Annotated in this window: 18 protein-coding genes and 2 pseudogenes; 10 read left to right on the top strand and 10 right to left on the bottom strand. The window is 61.8% G+C overall.

Annotated features, from left to right (window positions below; genetic code table 11):
• Positions 1–75: 75 nt before the first annotated feature.
• The 7 genes from QP934_RS01040 to rpsH form a co-directional block, all read right to left on the bottom strand.
• The gene (locus QP934_RS01040) at positions 76–564 is read right to left on the bottom strand and encodes a hypothetical protein (protein WP_349819369.1); all 489 of its coding nucleotides are present in this window, start codon (positions 562–564) and stop codon (positions 76–78) included.
• Positions 565–803: 239 nt separating this feature from the next.
• Positions 804–1,250 carry a 50S ribosomal protein L15 gene (gene rplO, locus QP934_RS01045; protein ID WP_005322777.1) on the bottom strand — a complete coding sequence of 149 codons (447 nt, stop codon included), beginning with the start codon at positions 1,248–1,250 and terminating at the stop codon, positions 804–806.
• Positions 1,251–1,253: 3 nt separating this feature from the next.
• Positions 1,254–1,439, bottom strand: coding sequence for a 50S ribosomal protein L30 (gene rpmD, locus QP934_RS01050; RefSeq protein WP_023020587.1), 186 nt, complete (start codon positions 1,437–1,439; stop codon positions 1,254–1,256).
• Between the two features lie 3 nt (positions 1,440–1,442).
• On the bottom strand, positions 1,443–2,066 hold the full coding sequence (gene rpsE / locus QP934_RS01055) for a 30S ribosomal protein S5 (protein ID WP_419126551.1): 624 nt from the start codon (positions 2,064–2,066) through the stop codon (positions 1,443–1,445).
• A gap of 40 nt (positions 2,067–2,106) precedes the next feature.
• Positions 2,107–2,508 (bottom strand): 50S ribosomal protein L18, encoded by a 402-nt coding sequence (rplR, locus tag QP934_RS01060; RefSeq protein WP_005322788.1) that lies wholly within the window; start codon positions 2,506–2,508, stop codon positions 2,107–2,109.
• Positions 2,509–2,511: 3 nt separating this feature from the next.
• Positions 2,512–3,048, bottom strand: a complete 537-nt coding sequence (gene rplF / locus QP934_RS01065) for a 50S ribosomal protein L6 (RefSeq protein WP_005322792.1) — start codon at positions 3,046–3,048, stop codon at positions 2,512–2,514.
• Between the two features lie 15 nt (positions 3,049–3,063).
• The gene (gene rpsH / locus QP934_RS01070) at positions 3,064–3,447 is read right to left on the bottom strand and encodes a 30S ribosomal protein S8 (RefSeq protein ID WP_005322799.1); all 384 of its coding nucleotides are present in this window, start codon (positions 3,445–3,447) and stop codon (positions 3,064–3,066) included.
• 307 nt (positions 3,448–3,754) lie between these two features.
• Here rpsH and QP934_RS01075 point away from each other — a divergent pair.
• The 4 genes and pseudogenes from QP934_RS01075 (at position 3,755) to QP934_RS01090 (ending at position 7,738) form a co-directional block, all read left to right on the top strand.
• Positions 3,755–6,046: pseudogene (locus QP934_RS01075) on the top strand (FdhF/YdeP family oxidoreductase).
• A gap of 77 nt (positions 6,047–6,123) precedes the next feature.
• Entirely contained in the window at positions 6,124–6,369 is a 246-nt protein-coding gene (locus QP934_RS01080) for a DUF6457 domain-containing protein (protein ID WP_419126552.1), read from the top strand.
• Positions 6,369–7,199 (top strand): formate dehydrogenase accessory sulfurtransferase FdhD, encoded by an 831-nt coding sequence (fdhD, locus tag QP934_RS01085; protein WP_419126553.1) that lies wholly within the window; start codon positions 6,369–6,371, stop codon positions 7,197–7,199. The genes QP934_RS01080 and fdhD overlap by 1 nt, the downstream gene beginning before the upstream one ends.
• Positions 7,196–7,738, top strand: a complete 543-nt coding sequence (locus QP934_RS01090; protein WP_419126554.1) for a hypothetical protein — start codon at positions 7,196–7,198, stop codon at positions 7,736–7,738. Before fdhD ends, QP934_RS01090 begins: the two co-directional genes overlap by 4 nt.
• 20 nt (positions 7,739–7,758) lie before the next feature.
• Here the strand turns inward: QP934_RS01090 and QP934_RS01095 are convergent, their stop codons facing one another.
• On the bottom strand, positions 7,759–8,619 hold the full coding sequence (locus tag QP934_RS01095) for a 3-hydroxyacyl-CoA dehydrogenase NAD-binding domain-containing protein (protein ID WP_419126555.1): 861 nt from the start codon (positions 8,617–8,619) through the stop codon (positions 7,759–7,761).
• Positions 8,620–9,024: 405 nt separating this feature from the next.
• On the opposite strand from QP934_RS01095, the gene QP934_RS01100 reads away from it, so the two are divergent.
• Genes QP934_RS01100 through QP934_RS01110 form a run of 3 tightly spaced genes read left to right on the top strand, consistent with a single transcriptional unit; the run spans position 9,025 to position 14,372 of the window.
• Positions 9,025–10,518 carry a pyridoxal phosphate-dependent decarboxylase family protein gene (locus QP934_RS01100; protein WP_419126556.1) on the top strand — a complete coding sequence of 498 codons (1,494 nt, stop codon included), beginning with the start codon at positions 9,025–9,027 and terminating at the stop codon, positions 10,516–10,518.
• A 36-nt stretch (positions 10,519–10,554) separates the two neighbouring features.
• Positions 10,555–11,904 carry a lysine N(6)-hydroxylase/L-ornithine N(5)-oxygenase family protein gene (locus QP934_RS01105; protein ID WP_234288129.1) on the top strand — a complete coding sequence of 450 codons (1,350 nt, stop codon included), beginning with the start codon at positions 10,555–10,557 and terminating at the stop codon, positions 11,902–11,904.
• Positions 11,904–14,372, top strand: coding sequence for a GNAT family N-acetyltransferase (locus tag QP934_RS01110; RefSeq protein WP_419126558.1), 2,469 nt, complete (start codon positions 11,904–11,906; stop codon positions 14,370–14,372). Before QP934_RS01105 ends, QP934_RS01110 begins: the two co-directional genes overlap by 1 nt.
• Positions 14,373–14,427: 55 nt before the next feature.
• Here QP934_RS01110 and QP934_RS01115 read toward each other — a convergent pair whose 3' ends face one another.
• Entirely contained in the window at positions 14,428–15,213 is a 786-nt protein-coding gene (locus QP934_RS01115; protein WP_419126559.1) for a formate/nitrite transporter family protein, read from the bottom strand.
• 126 nt (positions 15,214–15,339) lie between these two features.
• Here QP934_RS01115 and QP934_RS01120 point away from each other — a divergent pair, with 126 nt between their 5' ends.
• The 3 genes from QP934_RS01120 to QP934_RS01130 are packed head-to-tail and all read left to right on the top strand — an operon-like array spanning position 15,340 to position 16,446.
• Positions 15,340–15,876 (top strand): ATP-binding cassette domain-containing protein, encoded by a 537-nt coding sequence (locus QP934_RS01120; protein ID WP_419126561.1) that lies wholly within the window; start codon positions 15,340–15,342, stop codon positions 15,874–15,876.
• Positions 15,803–16,087 (top strand): AAA family ATPase, encoded by a 285-nt coding sequence (locus tag QP934_RS01125; protein ID WP_419126562.1) that lies wholly within the window; start codon positions 15,803–15,805, stop codon positions 16,085–16,087. The genes QP934_RS01120 and QP934_RS01125 overlap by 74 nt, the downstream gene beginning before the upstream one ends.
• The gene (locus QP934_RS01130) at positions 16,084–16,446 is read left to right on the top strand and encodes a hypothetical protein (protein WP_419126563.1); all 363 of its coding nucleotides are present in this window, start codon (positions 16,084–16,086) and stop codon (positions 16,444–16,446) included. Before QP934_RS01125 ends, QP934_RS01130 begins: the two co-directional genes overlap by 4 nt.
• Positions 16,447–16,717: 271 nt before the next feature.
• Here QP934_RS01130 and QP934_RS01135 read toward each other — a convergent pair.
• Positions 16,718–18,066 (bottom strand): annotated as a pseudogene (locus tag QP934_RS01135) (IS256 family transposase).
• Between the last annotated feature and the right edge of the window lie 173 nt (positions 18,067–18,239).

Here is an 18,239-nt window from a genome sequence, read left to right on the forward strand (position 1 = left end):
AAGCATAAAGGGTGGAACGCCCTCCCCGAGCGTTCCACCCTCTTTTTCGTCCCGATGTCTTGGGACACCCGCGCTTTAGTAGGCAGCGGTGATGTTGTCGTAGCCGTTGATCTTCAGGGCCTCCATGACGCGCTGCACAGCTGCCTCATCCTTCTCCGGGTTGTAGGTCTCCGGGAAGGTCAGGTGAGCAGAGTGGTCATCCTTAAACTCGATGTTCATGAACTCGTGGCCGGCCTCCTGGGTAGCCAGGGCGAGCTCGCGCTGCACGGCCAGTTTACCGCTCTGCAGGTTGCCACCGTTGAACCCTGGATCGACCTCTTCGGTACCCTCTGCGTCACCGTTGATGACGTCTTCCTCGCCACCGGTGATACGGCCCTTCTCAGCGTGAGCGCCCGGCTGCTGGTCCTGAGTGGTCTGCTCGCCAGCTTCGGCAGGCGCGGTCTGAGTGGTCTCAGCAGGATCCGGCTGGGAGAGCTGTTCCTGGGCGTCGACCGGGCCGGTAGAGCCGGCAAATGGCATGATGGCAGCGACTGCGGTTGCGAGCAGGGAAGAAATAGACGACATAAGAGTCTCCTTAACGGTAGATGATTTTCAACTAAGATCGACTTTAACACTCATGAATATATATGGCCATACCGGCAACCTTATTTATTAATAAAGGTTTCCTGTCAGCTATTTCCAGCACCAATTGTGGTCATAACCAAGGTACTGCGCTCTATACCGGCACCAGGGCGCCCACCAAACGAAATCGTCCCCCTGCTCCACTGGTTCGGAGAGGGGGACGAAAGTCTACTTGAAAGAGATTACTTGGTGTTGGCGGATCCGCCAGCAGCCTCGATCTTCTCTACAGCAGACTTGGAGAACTTATCAGCAGTGACGTTCAACTTAACGTTGATGTCGCCGTTGCCCAGAACCTTGACCGGCTTATTAGCGCGGACCAGGCCAGCAGCTGCGATGTCAGCAACGGTGATGTCGCCGCCATCTGCGAACTTCTCAGCCAGGTCAGCAACGTTAACAACCTGGTACTCAACATGGTTCGGGTTCTTGAAGCCCTTCAACTTAGGCAGACGCATGTGGATCGGCATCTGGCCACCCTCGAAAGCAGCGGAAACCTGCTTACGAGCACCGGTGCCCTTGGTACCGCGACCAGCGGTCTTACCCTTGGATGCCTCACCGCGGCCAACGCGGGTCTTAGGCTTGTTTGCTCCTGCGGTTGGGCGCAGGTCGTGCAGCTTGATGATATCAGCCATGGTTTACTCCCCTGCCACTTCTTCGACGGTGACCAGGTGGCGAACCTTGTGAACCATACCGCGAACGATCGGGGTGTCCTGCTTAACTACGGACTGACCGATGCGCTTGAGACCAAGAGCCTCAATGTTCTTGCGGTGATTCGGCTTGGTGCCTACCAGGCCCTTTACCTGTGTAATCTTCAGAGCCATTGCTTATGCCTCCTGACCTGCGCGCTTGCGCAGCATACGGGCCGGGGTGACCTCTTCGATGGACTTGCCACGACGTGCGGCAACCTCTTCAGGGCGGACCAGCTGCTTGAGGCCGTCCACGGTAGCGCGGACGACGTTGAGTGCATTGTCGGAGCCCAGGGACTTCGACAGGATGTCCTGCACGCCAGCGCATTCGAGCACTGGACGAGCAGCACCACCAGCGATAACACCGGTACCAGGTGCGGCAGGCTTCATCATGACGATGCCAGCTGCGTCGCGACCCTCAACCGGGTGGGTGATGGTGCCGGCAATCATCGGAACGCGGAAGAAGTTCTTGCGAGCCTCTTCAGCACCCTTCTGGATTGCGGCTGGGACTTCCTTGGCCTTGCCGTAGCCAACGCCAACCTGACCCTGGCCGTCACCTACGACGACGAGGGCGGTGAAGGACATATTGCGGCCACCCTTAACGGTCTTGGAGACGCGGTTGATGGTCACAACGCGCTCGATGTACTTATCGCGCTCGCTGTCCTGGTGGTTACGACGATCGTTGCGGCGGCCGTTGCCACCGCGGTTGTTCTTGTTGTTCTCGGCGGAGCGTCCGCCGTCACGCTGTTCACGGTCCGACATTAGGCGTTCCTTCCGTTGATGTTTCCGTTGACGATGATCATTAGAACTTCAGACCACCTTCACGTGCAGCGTCAGCCAGCGCAGCGACGCGGCCGTGGTACTTGTAGCCTGCGCGGTCAAATACGACGTGCTCGATGCCAGCGGCCTTAGCGCGCTCGGCAACCAACTCGCCTACCTTGGCAGCCTTGGCCTTCTTATCGCCCTCGAGTGCACGAACGTCCGCCTCCATGGAGGATGCGGAGACCAGGGTGTGGCCTGCCAGGTCATCGATGACCTGCACGTGCATGTGACGGGAGGAGCGGTGAAGAACCAGACGCGGTGCCTCAGGGGTGCCACGCAGAGTCTTACGGATACGGAAGTGACGGCGTGCGCGTGCTTCGCGACGACGAGAGGAAATGTCCTTGCCGACTGGAGTGCGCTTGGTGTTTTCAGTGTTTGCCATTGCTTACTTACCCGTCTTTCCGACCTTGCGACGGATCTGCTCGCCTTCGTAGCGAATACCCTTGCCCTTGTAAGGATCGTCCTTACGCAGACGACGGATATTAGCGGCGATCTGTCCGACTAGTTGCTTGTCAATACCGGTAATGGACAGCTTGGTTGCGCCGTCCACTGCGAAGGTAATTCCCTCCGGAGCCTCGATGAGGATCGGGTGGGAGTAGCCCAGGCTGAATTCCAGGTCCTTGCCCTTCTGCTGGACACGGTAGCCAACACCGAAGATTTCCATCTTGATGGTGTAGCCCTCGGTCACGCCAACAACGGCGTTGTTCAGCAGGGAGCGGGACAGACCGTGCAGAGCACGGTGCTTGCGGTGGTCATCAGGGCGGGAGACGGACAGGACGCCGTCTTCCAGGTTGATGGCGATAGGCTCTGGAACGTTAACGCTCTGGGTGCCCTTAGGGCCCTTCACCTCAACGTCTTGGCCGTTGATCTTGATTTCGACGCCGTTCGGTACGGCGATTGGTGCTAGACCGACTCGAGACATGTGTCAAACCTCCCTTTACCAGACGTAGGCGAGAACTTCTCCGCCTACGCCCTTCTCCTCAGCCTGACGGTCAGTCAGCACGCCGTGGGACGTGGAAATGATAGCCACGCCCAGGCCGCCTAAGACCTGTGGCAGTTCGGTGGACTTTGCGTACACACGCAGACCCGGCTTAGACACGCGACGCAGGCCAGACAGGGAGCGTTCGCGGTTGTTGTACTTCAGCTCGAGGGACAGGGTGTGACCCTCGACGGTGTAGTCAGCGATGTAGCCTTCCTGCTTCAAGATGTCAGCAATGTTTGCCTTCAGCTTGGAGGTAGGCATCGACACGGTGTCATGGTGCGCATTACTTGCGTTGCGCACGCGCGACAGCATGTCGGCAATAGGATCAGTCATAGTCATATGAGTGACCGTGTACCTTTCTCGTTGCGGTTCCCGTGCTCACCAAAGCGTTCTCCGTGTGATTTCGGGCTACTCACGCTCCCTACGGTCAATACCGTAAGGCGCTCGCCACCCTTTGATTCAGACAACGGTCCGCTATCTACGGCGAGGGGCCTACAACAAAGTTGAAATGAAATTCTTGAATTGCGGGTACTCATCCCCCATGTGAGCTGCATAAACAGCGTGCGGGCACGAGTCCAAGCATTTACATTACACGTCGACCTGGCCTTTTCCAAAATTCTCCCTGCTTATCGGCAAGCTTGCCGGCATGACCCCAAACGTTACAGTTTCTCGTGCCAATCCCGTCGCTAACCGCTTCGACAACCCACGCATCGGCCACCGCGTCACCGCGCCTGCAGGCGTGGGCGGCGTATACCACGCGATGGAGAAGGCAATCCCGAACAACGGCCTCGTGCCGCTGCTGAAAATGAACCAGCATGGCGGCGTTGACTGCCCCGGCTGCGCCTGGCCGGATCCGGGGCAGGGCGACATCAACTTCGTCGAGTTCTGTGAGAACGGCGCCAAGGCCATCGCCCAGGAGACCACGTCCAAGCGCGTGTCCCGCGAGTTCTTCGCCAACACCACCGTCCGGCAGGTGCGCGAGATGCCGGACTAGGAGCGCAACCAGCTCGGCCGCCTCACCGAGCCCATGCTCCGCGACCGCTCCCTCGGCGACGAGAAGTACCACCCCGTCTCCTGGGACGAGGCCTACGACCTCATCGCGGAGCAGCTCAAGGCCACGGACCCGAACCGCGCCATCTTCTATACCTCCGGCACGGCCGTCAACGAGTCCGCCTTCATCTTCGGTGTGCTGGGCCGCCGCCACGGCTCCAATAACCTGCCGGACTGCGCGAACCTCTGTCACGACTCCACGGGTGTCGCGCTCGCCAAAACCGCGGGCGTGGGCAAGGGCTCCATCGTCATGCAAGACATATACAACACGGAACTCATCATCTCCGTGGGCCAGAACCCGGGTACCAACCACCCGCGCTCGCTGACCGCCTTTAAGAAGCAGAAGGAAAACGGCGGCAGGTTCATCATTATCAATCCCATGCCAGAGACTGGTTTAATGAAGTTCAAGGAGCCGCAGTCCGTCAAAGGCGCCCTCGGCGTGGCCGACAAGATTAGCGACGAGTACGTCCAGGTTCGCCTCGACGGCGACCGCGCGCTGTTTCAGCAGATCAACCGCGAGGTCATTCGCCGCGACTTGCTCGACCGCAAGTTCTTGGAGGAGTTCTGTTCCAACGTCGACGAGACCATCGCGCACCTTAATTCGCTTGACGATGCCGCCCTTTCCCGCGGATCCGGAGTCTCCCAGGCCGAGGTCAAGAACATCGTCGAATACGTGGAGAAGTCCGAGACGGTTGTTCTCACGTGGACGCTGGGCGTGTCCCAGCACCGCAACGCGGTGGCCACCATCCAGGAAATGATGAACTTCCTGCTGCTCACCGGCAACTACGGCAAGCCCGGCGCGGGCTCCGGCCTGTTCAGTGGCCACTCCAATGTCCAGGGTGACCGCACGATGGGCATCTCGTAGAAGATGCCGGAGTGGTTCCTGGCCAACATGGAAGAAAAATTTGGCTTCGACGTTCCGCGCGAGCACGGCGTTTCTTCCACCGGCGCGGGTATCCAGCTGCGCGAAAAGAACGTCGATTTCTTCCTGTCACTGGGCGGAAACTACATCCGCGCGATGTCGGACACGACGGCGCTTGAAGAAGGCATTTCTGCCACCAATCTGTCGGCCCACATGCTCACCAAGCTCAACCGCACGTGTGCGTGGCCAGGTGAGAAGTCGCTTATCCTGCCAGTGCGCTCCCGCACCGATGTCGACATTCAGGCCTCGGGCCCGCAGAAGGTCTCTGTCGAGGCATCGGACTCCAAGGTTTCCGCGTCCTTCCCGAAGCGCCGCGGAAACCGCGACCTGAATCTCCACTCCGAAATGCAGCTCATCTGCGGCATCGGCGAGCGTGCATTCGGCGACGCCTTCTAGCGCCCGATGATGGACAACTACGATGTCATCCGTGATCACATCGCGAACGTCATCCCTGGTTTTGAGAACTACAACGAGCACCTCAAACGCCCCGGCGGTTTCATGCTCCCGCACGCGGCCCGCGAGCACATCTTCAACACCTCGGACGGCAAGGCCCAGCTGACCATCAATGCCACCGACACCATCGAGCTTGAGGGCGACCAGCTGCTGCTGACCACGGTGCGCAGCCACGACCAGTACAACACCATCTTCTATGGCCTGGTTGACCGCTACCGCGGTGTGCGCGGTGGACGCCGTGTCATCTTCATCCGTAAGAAGGACCTGGCCGAGCGCGGGCTCAAGGACGGCGACATCGTCGACGTTGTCTCCGAGTACGCCTCGGGCCGCCGCGTCGCGCCGAACTTCCGTCTGGTCGAGTACGACATCGCCAAGGATTACGTGGGCGGCTACTTCCCTGAGCTCAACATCCTCGTGCCTGTGGAAGAGATGACTAAGGAAGCCGAGACTCCCGTTTCCAAGTCCCTCATTGTCCGTCTGGAACCGACCGGCAAGAACGCGAACGACTTCTAAGTCGCCGCACCCCCGTTAGTCCCGCCGCGAGCGGAACTTTCGCGGTTGTAGACAGGGCCGCGACTACAGTTGAGTTCATGACTGAAGACAAAGACCCCATCCAGACCGCGCACGAGTGGCTTGAAGAGGTCGCAACGACGCTGGATCTCGATCCGCACGACGCCACGGCGCTGGTGCGCGAGCTGCTCAATCTCACCAAGGACGTCGCGCACAATCGCTCCCGCCCGGCCGCCCCGCTCACCGCCTTCGTGGTCGGTCTGGCCAGCAAAGACGTGGAGGAAGCCCGCGCCAACATCGCCAAGCTCAAGGAAGCCGTGCAGTAGTGGCGGGCCGCACCACCTCCAAGTTCGCGGTCATCAAGGTCCACCTCAACGAGGAGCGCACGCAGGTCACCCAGGTCGATACCCGCGCCGATACCGTCGCTGGCGAGGAGCCGCTCGAAATCCGCGTCGATGGCCAGACTCTCACCACGACCATGCGCACCCCGGGCCACGACGTTGAGCTCGCCCATGGATTCCTCCATTCCGAGGGCCACATCCAGGCCGCCCGCGACATCGAGTCCGCCAAGTACTGCGAGGGCACCACCCGCGACGGTGTCAACACCTACAACCTCCTCGACATTGAGATGCGCGACGACAACGTCATCTCACTCAAAGAGCTGCGCCTAACACTCACCAACTCCGCATGCGGCGTGTGCGGTACCTCGTCCATCGAGGAGCTAGCCAAGAAGACCCGTTACCCCATCCCCCACGTGCCGGTCGACCCGCTCGTTATCGCCCAGCTGCCGGATAGGCTGCGCGAGGGCCAGAAGCAGTTCCGCAAGACCGGCGGCATCCACGCCGCTGGCGCCTTCACGCTGGGTGGCGAGCCCATCGTCATCCGAGAAGACGTCGGCCGCCACAACGCCGCGGACAAGGTCATCGGCCACCTGCTCATGGAGGGCTTGCTTCCGGCCAGCGATCTCATCCTCGTGATGAGCTCGCGCGCCAGCTTCGAGCTCGTGCAGAAGGCTGCGATGGCGGGCTTCGGCCAGCTCGTGGCGGTATCGGCAGCCTCCTCGCTCGCCGTCGACACTGCCCGCAAAACCGGCATGGCGCTCGTCGGTTTCGCACGCGGCGACCGCTTCAACCTTTACTCGGGAGACCTGAAATGAGCCTTATCGATTTCCTTGTCAACGTCGAGCTGGACACCCCGCGCCCCGACTACCGCGCGCTGCTCATCGCCGCACGCAACGTCACTTCCCCGGTTGCCGAAACCCCCGCCGCCCCGTCAGCATTCCAGCCCCATGTCGCCGCGTGGCGCACGGCGTGGCAGAACGCCGGGCTCGATCCCGCGCTTTTTGATCTGGGCGCCCAGCCTTCCGATGCCCCTGTAGTTGCCCTCGGCAACGCCGTCGCCCGCCGTTTCGAGCTGCCGGTCACGGCGTTCGCCCTCGATGGCTTCGCGGGCCTAGCGCGCATCGAGGTAGGCACCGCTACGGTGCGCGATGCCGCGGGTAGTGCCGCGCGGCGCTTCCGGCCCGAGCACCGAGTCCAGCCCACGCCGGAGACCACCAGCGTGCTCTATATCCTCGAGGCCTTGAATCCGCTCACGGACGACGATCTGCGCCTGGCGGCCGATGGCATCCTTGACGCCCTGCGCGCGGCGAACCCTGATGTCGAGGTCGCCCAGCGCATCCTGCGCCCCGAATAACTCCGCGCGCCGAGTAAACGCTAGTGTGCAGCGCGCACGTCGAGGAAGCCGCGCAGCAGCGCATTGCGGCGGCGGGTGCCGGACTCGAAGGTCTCGGCGTCGTTGCCGTAGGCGGCATCGACTTGCGCGTACACCTCGTCGAGATGCGACATGTCGGGCACTCCGGCGACAGGCTCGGTGTCCCAGGCTCCCGCGATATGTTCGGTAGTCGACTTGATGCCCTCGGGGCCGCCGCCCAAACGGTTGGACTCGAACGGGCCTGTGGCCGCGTAGCGCAGCCCCAGCGAGTTGCGCAAAATCGTGTCGAGGTCCTTCGCGTCAATGATCCCCTGTTGCGCGAGTGAGATCGCCTCCCACATGTCGACCTTTTGAATGCGGTTGCCCACGAATCCGGGGATTTCCTTCTTCATCGCGCTGGGCTCGAAGCCGAGCTCTCGGTAGACCTCCAGCGCGCGTTCGACCGTCTCCGGCGCGGTCTCCGGTCCCGGCACGACTTCGAGAACCGGCATGAGTGCCGGCGGGGTGAACGGGTGACCGATGACGATCCGCTCGGCTGCGGGATTGTCTGCCGCGATCCTGGAAGGAAGGATGGCTGAGGTCGAGCTGGCGAGGATGGCGGCATCGGTAAGTCCCGCCAGCCGTGCGAAGATCTTGTGCTTGAACTCCAGCGACTCCAGCCCTGCTTCCTGGACGAAATCGACGCTGTCCGTGAGATCCTCCAGGTTTGTCGAGAACCGAACCTTGTCCCCAAACTCCTGCGCCACCGCGTCCGCGAGTTCTGCGCGCACGTCCGTCATGCGCACCTGCCACCCCGCGTCGACGAAGCGCTGGGCAAACGAGAAACCGATCAGGCCGCCACCTACAAGCAATGCTGTCTTCATGTTTTTTAGCCTGGGCCTTCTGGCTCGCGGCCACACGGTTTGTTGTATGGCCACCGCCACACAAAAGGTCTACAAGAATTGATTTATCCCGCCTCGGCCTTGTCCGGAGTGAAAGACGCTTTTCCACATCCCACCCTCGCCACGTCCTGCGCCCGCAACCAACCCGTAGAAATACACCGCACGCCCATTCCTTCTACTCACCCCTGTGCCGCTCCTGCTATGCCCGAGACCTCAGCCGTCGACCCCGCGCACTGCGCATCAGACCAGTGCTTTCGCACCCTTCCCCGAGCCGGTGCAGCAAACACATCCCGCCGTGACCACGGATCACCGCAGCGTGCCCGCGCGCGGCATCACTTTCCATTAAATACTTTTACCGTAGCCTACTTTATGTTAGGGTACCCTAACATGCACAAAATTCGTCACGAGAGACCGACCCCTTTCGTCAATTCCTTCGTAGGAGCCGATCCGACTGCATTAAACACAATCATCCACCACAGCCAGCACACCCTCACGCAGTATCTCGCCGAGGGCGACGCGCCACGCTCCGGTCGCAACGCCCATGAGACAGCAGCGGCCGTCACACGCGTTGACCTCGAGAACCCAATTGGTACATTCGACGCCGCGTTGGCTGAGCTTTGCGAACTCTGGCTCGACCACGCCGTGTGGTACCACCACCCGCGCTACATCGCCCACCTCAACTGTCCGATCACCGCCACCGCCGTGGGCGCGGATCTGCTCGCCACCACAGTTAACACCGCGGTCGAAAGCTGGGATCAGGCCTCGAGCGCCGCCGCAATCGAAGGCCACCTCCTCGAGTTCTTCGCGCGCAAGCTGCACTGGCCGGAAGCCCCGCATTCCCGCACCCGCGGGGTCTTTACCTCCGGTGGTACGCAATCCAATCTGCAGGCGCTCTACATTGCGCGCGAAAAGGCGCTGGGCGCCCAAGGCGTGCAGGGACTTTCCCAGTTGCGCCTCTACACCAGCAGCCACGCCCACTACTCCGTGTTGCGCGCCGCCCACCTCCTTGGGCTCGCGGACACCGCCGTCATCACTATCGAATCGGATGCCGAACACCGACTCGACGCGGCTGATCTCGCCCGGCGCATCGCGGCCGACGTGGCGGACGGCTACACGCCGATGGCCGTCGTGGCCACCGCTGGGGCAACCGACCGCGGCACCATCGATCCGCTAGAGAGCATCGCCAAGGTCTGCCACCACGCAGGGGTGCACTTGCATGTCGACGCCGCGTACGGGGGCATCCTGCTGCTCTCACCCACGCAACGGCACCGTTTGCGCGGCATGGACGCAGCCGATAGCGTCACCGTCGACTTCCACAAGGGCTACTTCCAGCCGGTGGCCTGCAGCGCGATTCTCTTGCGCGATCCCGCCGACTGCGCCCTCGTGTCGTGGCACGCGGACTACCTCAACCCCGAAGACGCCACCGACCACAATCTCGCAGACTTCTCGCTCCAAACCACGCGTCGCTTCGACGCGCTCAAGCTCTGGATGACGCTGCGCACCCACGGCGCCGACGCCCTCGGGGAGGCCTTCGACGCCTGCTGCGCCGCGGCCCGCGATGCCGCCCGGCGCGTCGACGCCCATCCACGCTTTGCACTGCGCGCCACACCGGAGCTTTCCACAGTGCTGTTTACGCCTGCCGATGCCCCCGCCAGCCTCGTCCACATCGTCCGCCAGCGCTTGCTCGAGCGGGGCGACGTGATTGTCGCGACCACCACCTTCGAGGGCGCGCCGTGCTGGAAGTTCACCATTCTCGATCCGCAGCTGCGTGGCACAGATATCGACGCGATCCTCGGGCTCATCGAGCGTGAGATGGACGCCGTCGACCAAGCCAACGCTCAACCGAGCCCCAGCGCTCTCGCGGTACAACCCGCGCGCTAGACCACGACCCACAGAAACTTAAAACAGGAGTTTGTAATGTCTTCTTCCACCACCGCCCGCACTGCCGCCGCCGCTGATGCCGAATCTAGCATTAAGCCCTATGACCTGGTGGGCATCGGGATCGGGCCGTTCAACCTGGGCCTGGCGGCGCTGAGCCAGCCGCTGGTTGACGGCGGCGCGCTGCGCGCGGCGTTCTTCGATTCGCGCGCGGAATTTTGCTGGCACCCCGGGATGATGATTCCTGGGACGACGATCCAGGTTCCGTTCATGGCCGATCTGGTCACCCTCGCCGACCCCACGAGCCCGTACAGTTTCCTCAACTACTGCAAGCAGCAAGGGCGCATCCACCAGTTCTACATCAAGGAGGATTTCAACCCGCTGCGCGAGGAATACTCCGATTACTGCACCTGGGTCTCCCAGCAGCTGAGCACGCTCGAGTGGAACTCCACGGTGACGTCGGTGCGCCGCGTCGACGATCTGTGGGAGGTCACCGTCAACGGGCCACGGGACACCTGCACGGTGCTCAGCCGCAACGTCGTGGTCGGAGTGGGCACCATACCGTTTATTCCCGCCGAGCTGCGGGCTGCGCCGGAAGCCGGGCTCGCCGTACACTCGGCGGACTATCTTGAGCACAAGGAGGAGTTGCTCGCCCAGGAGTCCGTCACCATCATCGGGTCGGGGCAGTCCGCGGCCGAGATTTACGCCAATCTCATGGAACCTGCCGCGTACCAGGGCACGCGGCTGGACTGGGTCACCCGCTCGGGGCGCTTCTTCCCCATGGAATACACCAAGCTCACCCTCGAGATGACTAGCCCCGAGTACGCGCAGTTCTTCCGCGGCCTGGACGCCGCGACGCGCGACCGGCTCAACCGCGAGCAGCGCAATCTTTACAAGGGAATCTCCGGCCAGCTCGTCAATCACATCTACGACACCTACTACCGGTTGTCCATCACGAAGGGCCTGCCGCGCCCATTCGCCTCGACGCTCCTAGCCGGCTGGAGCGCGGCGCTATGCGACGCAGACGCGTCCGCCCCGTTCCAGCTGACGTTGACCCACGGCGAGACCGGCGAAACCCGCACGCACGCGACAAACGCGCTGGTGCTCGCCACCGGCTACAAGGCCCCGCTCTTCCCCAGCTTCCTGGAGACCGCACGCGAAGAAGTCCAGTTCGACACGGCCGGGCGCCTGGCCATCGATCCCGAGTTCGCCATCGACGCCGCCCAGTCGCTCTTCGTCCAAAACGCCGAGGAACACCTTCATTCGCTCATCGCGCCGGATCTCGGGATGGGACCGTGGAGGAACTCCATTATTCTCAAGGCCATCACCGGCCGCGAGTACTATCCCATCGAGCGTTCCGTCGCCTTCCAGACCTTCGGGGGTCAGTAATGCTCAATACCGAACGTGACGAAATCTTCACTCCCCACGGCACGGTGCGCCTTCGCCCGCTCACCCCCGGCGACACCGAGCTCGTTCACGGGTGGCTCACCGATCCTCACTGCGCGTTCTGGGGCATGCAACAGGCCAGCGTCAACGACGTCGCCGTCGAATACGACCGGCTCCGCGCCTCCCCGCACGAAGAAGCCTGGATCCTCGAGCTGCGCCCGTACCCTGCCGCCCCGCGCAGACCGATGGGCATCGTCGAGGACTACGACCCGCGCCGCGTGGTGCTGGACTCGGTGTTGGCCGGGGCTGCTAGCTCGGAGGCTGCTGGTGTCAGGGAGTTGACGCTGGAAGAGCCACTACGCGGACTGCACTTCCTCGTCGCCCCGCCGGCCGGTGCCCACGTTTCTGGGCTAACCAGCAGCCTTTTCGCCGCGGTCATCCGCTGGCTCATCGACTGCCGGGGTTTCCGCGAACTCCTCGTGGAGCCCGACGTAGCCAATGGCGCAATTCACCGCAAGAACGCCGAGGCCGGCTTCCTTGATGTGCCGGGACTTAACGAGGTCCGCCTGCTTCAAGGCGGGCACACGAAGACGGCACGGGTGCAGCGTTGTACTGCCTCAGACTTCTATTCCTCAGCGGCTGCCGCGCGCGCCTCGCTGTCGCCGGTGGCGAATGCGCTGTGCGCGGCCGAGACCGCTGAGCGCCAGCTCATCGCCAAGGCCATCCGCGAATTTAGCCATGAAAGACTGCTGACGCCGAGCTTTCACCCGGACTCAGAACGATGGTCGGTCCACTTGGGGCCGCGGGAGCTGAGCTTTTCGGCCCACCAGTACGGGCTGGAGCATCTCGAAGTCGTCCCCGAAAGCATCGAAGCTGCCGATGCCGCCCCGCTGCACCTGGCCGAGCTCATCGCCGGGGCCGCAGAACAGCTGGGCATAGAACCGGGGTTCCTGCACACCTACATCGAAGAAATTCAGGCGACCCTCGCCGGCCGTGCCCGCGCCCTCGCGACTCGCCCCGCCGCGCAAAGCTTGCGCGCACCGCAGCTCGCCGCCAGCGCCCAGGAGCGCGCGAATGCCCAGGCGGACTATCTCGTCTCCGCTGAGTCAGCAATGTATGAGGGGCACCCCGGGTTCCTCGCGAATTCGGGGCGCGGCGGGATGAGCCTTACCGAGCTACACGCCTACGCGCCGGAGGCGGGAGCCGACGTACACATCGTGTGGCTCGCCGCCAAGCGGGAGCACTGCGTGGTGGCGACATCAGAAGACGTCGCGGACCTAGCCGGGTTCTTCGCCGAACAGCTCGGAGACCTCGAGCCGCGCTATGAGCAGGCGCTCGCAGAATTGGGCTGCGACCCGGATGACTATGTGCCGCTGCCGCTGCACCCGTGGCAGTGGGACAACTGCATCTCCACGATCTTTTTCGCCCAGCTCATTTCCCGAGATCTGGTGTACATCGGCACCAGCAGCGACCTATTTCGCCCCCAGCAGTCGCTGCGGACGTTCTTCAACCACTCGCGCCCGGCGCTGCCCTATGTCAAGACTGCCGTGGGCATTCGCAACATGGGGTTCGTCCGCGGGCTCTCGCCGGCGTACATGGAAACCACGCCCGCCATCAACGATTGGTTAGCCCAACAGCTCAATGTCGATCCGGAATTCCGGGCCTGCAACGTGCGTCTGCTCAAAGAAATCGTCGCCGTAGGCTACCGCGGCGACACCTACCACCGCCACCCGTTGCCCGCGGACTCAACAAGCGGGCGAGAGAAAATGCTCTCCGCGCTGTGGCGCGACTCGCCCGTGCCGCAGCTATCCGCCACGAGCGTGGCCGTGACCCTGGCGGGCTGCCTCTACGTCGACCCGGCAGGAGAGTCACTCGCCGCCGAGTGGATCGCGCAATCGAGTCTACCGCCGCAAGAATGGCTGCGTCAGCTGCTCGACGTGTACCTTGTCCCAGTCCTCCACGCGCTCGCCCAGTACGGAATCGTGTTCATGCCGCACAGCGAGAATGTCATCCTCGAGCTCGACAACGGCGCGCCCGTCGGCGCGTTTTTCAAGGACCTGGGGGAAGAGGCCGCGGTCGTTGACGCCGGCGTGGACATGCCTGCGGGACTAGAGCGCCTGCAGGTCGATCACGGCGACTTCACCGGTGCCCAGCGCGCGCTATCTATCCACACCGACGTCCTCGACGGCGTGCTGCGCCACCTCGCCGCGCTCTTCGACCGGGAGGGATTGCTCACTGAGACCGAATTTTGGCTCACCTGCCGTGAAGTCGTACTGGATTACGAACGCCGCTTCCCCGGCACGCTGGAGAAACTTCCGGTGCTCGCGCCGCAGTTCAAGCACTCGTGCCTCAACCGCTTGCAGTTACGCAACCCGTTATCGATGGTGAACTTGGGCGACCAGGAGTCCTCGCTCATCTACGCCGGGGACATGGACAACCCGTTGCATTCTCCAGAATCGACGGCGCGATAAGTAAAGGCCAACCCCGCTCGTGCGGGGTTGGCCTTCTCGCGTACTACGCCGCAGCTTAGTCGCGATACGCTTCCGGGCCAGAGTTAAGCCAGGCGTACACGCCACCAATTAGGAAGCCACCACCGATGAGGTTTCCTACCCACACGATGGACCAATTGGCCAACACCACCCAAAGGGTAAAACCTTCCGGTAGCGGGCTGGCGCAGAAGAAGGTCAGGGTCATCAGGCAGAAATTCGCGATGACGTGCTCGAGGCCCAAGCCCACGAAGCAGGCGATGATCGGCACGATGACGAAGAACTTGGAGGCAATGTCTTTGGCAAAGATAGCGCCGATAATCGCCATGTTGACCACGAAGTTGGCCAGTATGGCCTCCACGAACATGCCGCCTGGTCCTTTGAGGAGCTTGCCCATCGCGAGGTCGACGATAAGGTGATTTGGGTCGATGCCGCCGAGCTTGGCGGACATACCCATGGCTGCGGCGAAAAGCACGGCGCCAACTAGGTTGAATAGCGTGGTGACTGCGAGGAGCCACAGCGCCTTTCCCCAGCCCACCTGCTTCTTCACGGCGCCGTAGACCATGTACATCATGTTGCCGGTGGCTAGGTCCGCGCCCAGAATGACGATGGCAAAAAGGCCCAAACCGAACAGGCAGGCAAAGACCAGAGAACCGAGGCCTTCCACATGCTTCTCGACGCCCATACCCATCACCGCAGCAAATGCCGTACCGACCGCCAGGTACACGCCGGCCAAAGTAGAACGGACAGCAAAGCGGGAGAAAGATTGCTCTAGGAGCGTGACCTTCTTCGTCACGGCTGCTGCGGCAGCATCATTCAAGGACATCAAGTACCTCGTACGGTTCAGATTTCAGAGACCTTTGTATCGTACTCCGCCGCACGCACCGCAGGTGAATCCCTGATCTTCAGCAACCAATTGCAATCACTTTTCACTTATGAAAAACTGGCGGGAATGACACCCTTCCTGTCTGTCCAGCACCTCAGCTACGGCTACTCCGCCCGCACTAAGGTTGTTCGCGATATATCCTTCGACCTCGCCCCAGGGCTCACCGTCCTTCTCGGCGCAAATGGCGCGGGGAAAAGCACGCTCATGCAGCTCATCGCCGGTGAGCTACGCCCGCCAACAGGAACCATCTTCGTGGGCGGTGAAGACGTCCGCCGTTCCGACTCGTGGCGGCAACGTGTCGGCTGGGTTCCGCAACGCAGTGTGTTTGATCCGGCGCAACGCGCAGTGGATTTCGTAGCAGACGTTGGCTGGCTGCGCGGACTAGACCGCGCGACAGCACGCCAGCACGCGGTAAATGCCTTGCGGATAATTGGCTTAGAGGACCACAGCACTACCCGCCTGCGCGCGATGTCCGGTGGAATGCAGCGCCGCGCCATGGTCGCGGCGGGCCATTGTCCACGAGCCAGATGTGCTGCTTCTCGACGAACCCACCGCAGGCCTCGACCCACACCAACGATCCTCACTCATCCGCGCACTGCGTGACATGGCCTCGAACGGCACCACTGTCCTCATGTCTACGCACGTCGCAGCTGATATGGACTCCGCCGATCGCGCGCTCATTCTTCACCGTAGGTGCATCGCAGTCGATTCTTCTGTTGCAGATTTCATCGAAAGATACGGCTCCGTAGAACAAGGATTCTGCGCCGTCACCGAACAAGCTACCGACGGAGCACGGGGAGGGGCTGTTTTGTGAGACACGTTCGCTTCATTCCTGTTGTACTCTTCACCGCACTGCTGAGTTTTGCCTCTGCGCGGGGCAGTAACGTCGACGGTTCCTGGCCAGAGGCCACCGCAATCTGCGCGGTTGTCGCCGCGGCTACGGGCGTACTTCTCGCAAGTATTGCTGCATGGGACGCAGGAAGCCAGGACGCCACGTTTCTACGCTCCACATCCACCTCGCGCGCCCGCACAGCAGTACTTCTCGTCGGCCTAGCGCTGGCATGGGGACTGGCCAGCATTCTTATCGACTTCATAATCCTGGCAGGGTTTGTCTATACCGCACCCGTGGGCGGCTCGCCATGGTTCCTCGTCATCATTAGCAGCCTTGTGTGAGTTGTGCTGTGTGCGGTTCTCGGTGCGGGTTTGGGTGTCTTTGTCCGGCGCCGGTTTCTCGCCGCGTTACTCGCAGCACTGCTCACGCTAGCTTTGTGCGTGGTATCGGCGTGTGCGGATTCCACGCCGGCTTCCCTACGCTTTCTTTTCTTCCCCGGCAATGGGTACGAGCTGATAACACGGCAGCCACGGGTGGCTTCGGTCGCAAGTTCTGCCGTCATAGTAGCGGCCTTAAGGAGAGTGTCTGATGGTTTGTGTGCGGGGGCTTGGTTTACAAGTAGTCCGCGAATCGGTTGGGGTAAGCCACGGCTAGTTGGTTGATGGCTTGTTTCCACCCGGTGGCTTTCGCTCCTTCAATATAGCCGTTGCATTCAATGTTGCGCTTGGCTTTCTTCGCTCGCTGGGCGGCGCGCTTGTCTTCGATGTTGCAGATCATCAGCCACAGCGTCTTCAGCGCCGCGGTATCGTTCGGGAATTGGCCCCTGTCACGGGTAGCTTTACGCAGTTGCGCGTTGAGTGACTCGATCGAATTGGTGGTGTAGAGCACTCGCCTGGCCGCAGGCGGGAACTGTAGAAACGGCACGAACCGCTCCCAGGCGTCGCGCCAGACTTTGACCGACTGGGGTATTTTAGGCCCAGTTCACTGGCCTCGAAAGCATCCAGGTTGGCGCGTGCGGTGTCCTCATTGGTGGCGGTGTAGACCTCACGCAGCGCGCGGGAGACAGATTTGCGGTCCTGATAAGACACCCACCGGTTCGCAGCTCGAATCAGGTGCACAATGCAGGTCTGCACCATGGAATTCGGCCAGGTTGCCTCCACGGCTTCTGGCAGGCCTTTGAGCCCGTCGCAGCAGACGATGAACACGTCCTGGACCCCGCGGTTGGCCAGATCTGCGCACACCGATGCCCAGAATGCGGCGCCTTCACTTTCAGCGATCCACAATCCCAGGATGTGCTTGATGCCGTCCATGTCGACACCAACTGCCATGTAGCAAGCCTTGTTGACCACGCGGTGGCCGTCACGGATCTTCACGCGTAGGGCGTCGAGGAAGATCACCGGGTAAAACTCGTCGAGCTGGCGGTTTTGCCAGATCATGACCTCTTCCAAGACCGCATCGGTAATGGTGCTGATCGTATCGGGGCTCATATCCACCCCAAGGGTGGTCGCGAGATGATGGCACATATCGCGCACTGTCATCCCGCCGGCGTAGAGCGAGACGATCATGTCGTCGAGCTCTGTGAGCCTGCGTGCGCCCTTGGGCACCATGCGGGGAATAAACGTGCCGGCACGATCCCTGGGCACAGTTACTTCCACCGCGCCGTATCCAGAATTGACGGTCTTGATGTACGACCCATTGCGGTGGTTATTCTCCTGTGAGGTTTCGACCTGGGCTTTGGCGTTGCGGTCGGAGTGGCTATAGCCCAAGTGCGCATCCATCTCCGCCTTAAGGCCAGCGTTGATCGATGCCTGTAACAGGCCTTTGACCAGCTCGCTTGCATCATCAGCGGAAGCCGACAGCTCGCTGATCAAGCTGGCGACCTCAGGGTTTTCCATCAGCTTCTCGCTGATCTCGTTGACCCTCGCCGGGTCATGGCTTTTCTTCGGTGACACCGTAGTCATTATCGGTGAAACTCCTTCTAGATCAGAGCCTCACACACAAACTTCCTGACGCTGATAATGGGAATACAGGATCGGAACCACGTGGAATGACCCACTTCTTGACTGGCCATGATCTCCTCATGTGCCTTCAGCGTGATCTGTCTTCCATGTTAGTTCCGACCCTGTACCGCAAT

This window comes from Corynebacterium sp. MSK122 (assembly GCF_030229435.2).
Taxonomy (GTDB): domain Bacteria; phylum Actinomycetota; class Actinomycetes; order Mycobacteriales; family Mycobacteriaceae; genus Corynebacterium; species Corynebacterium marquesiae.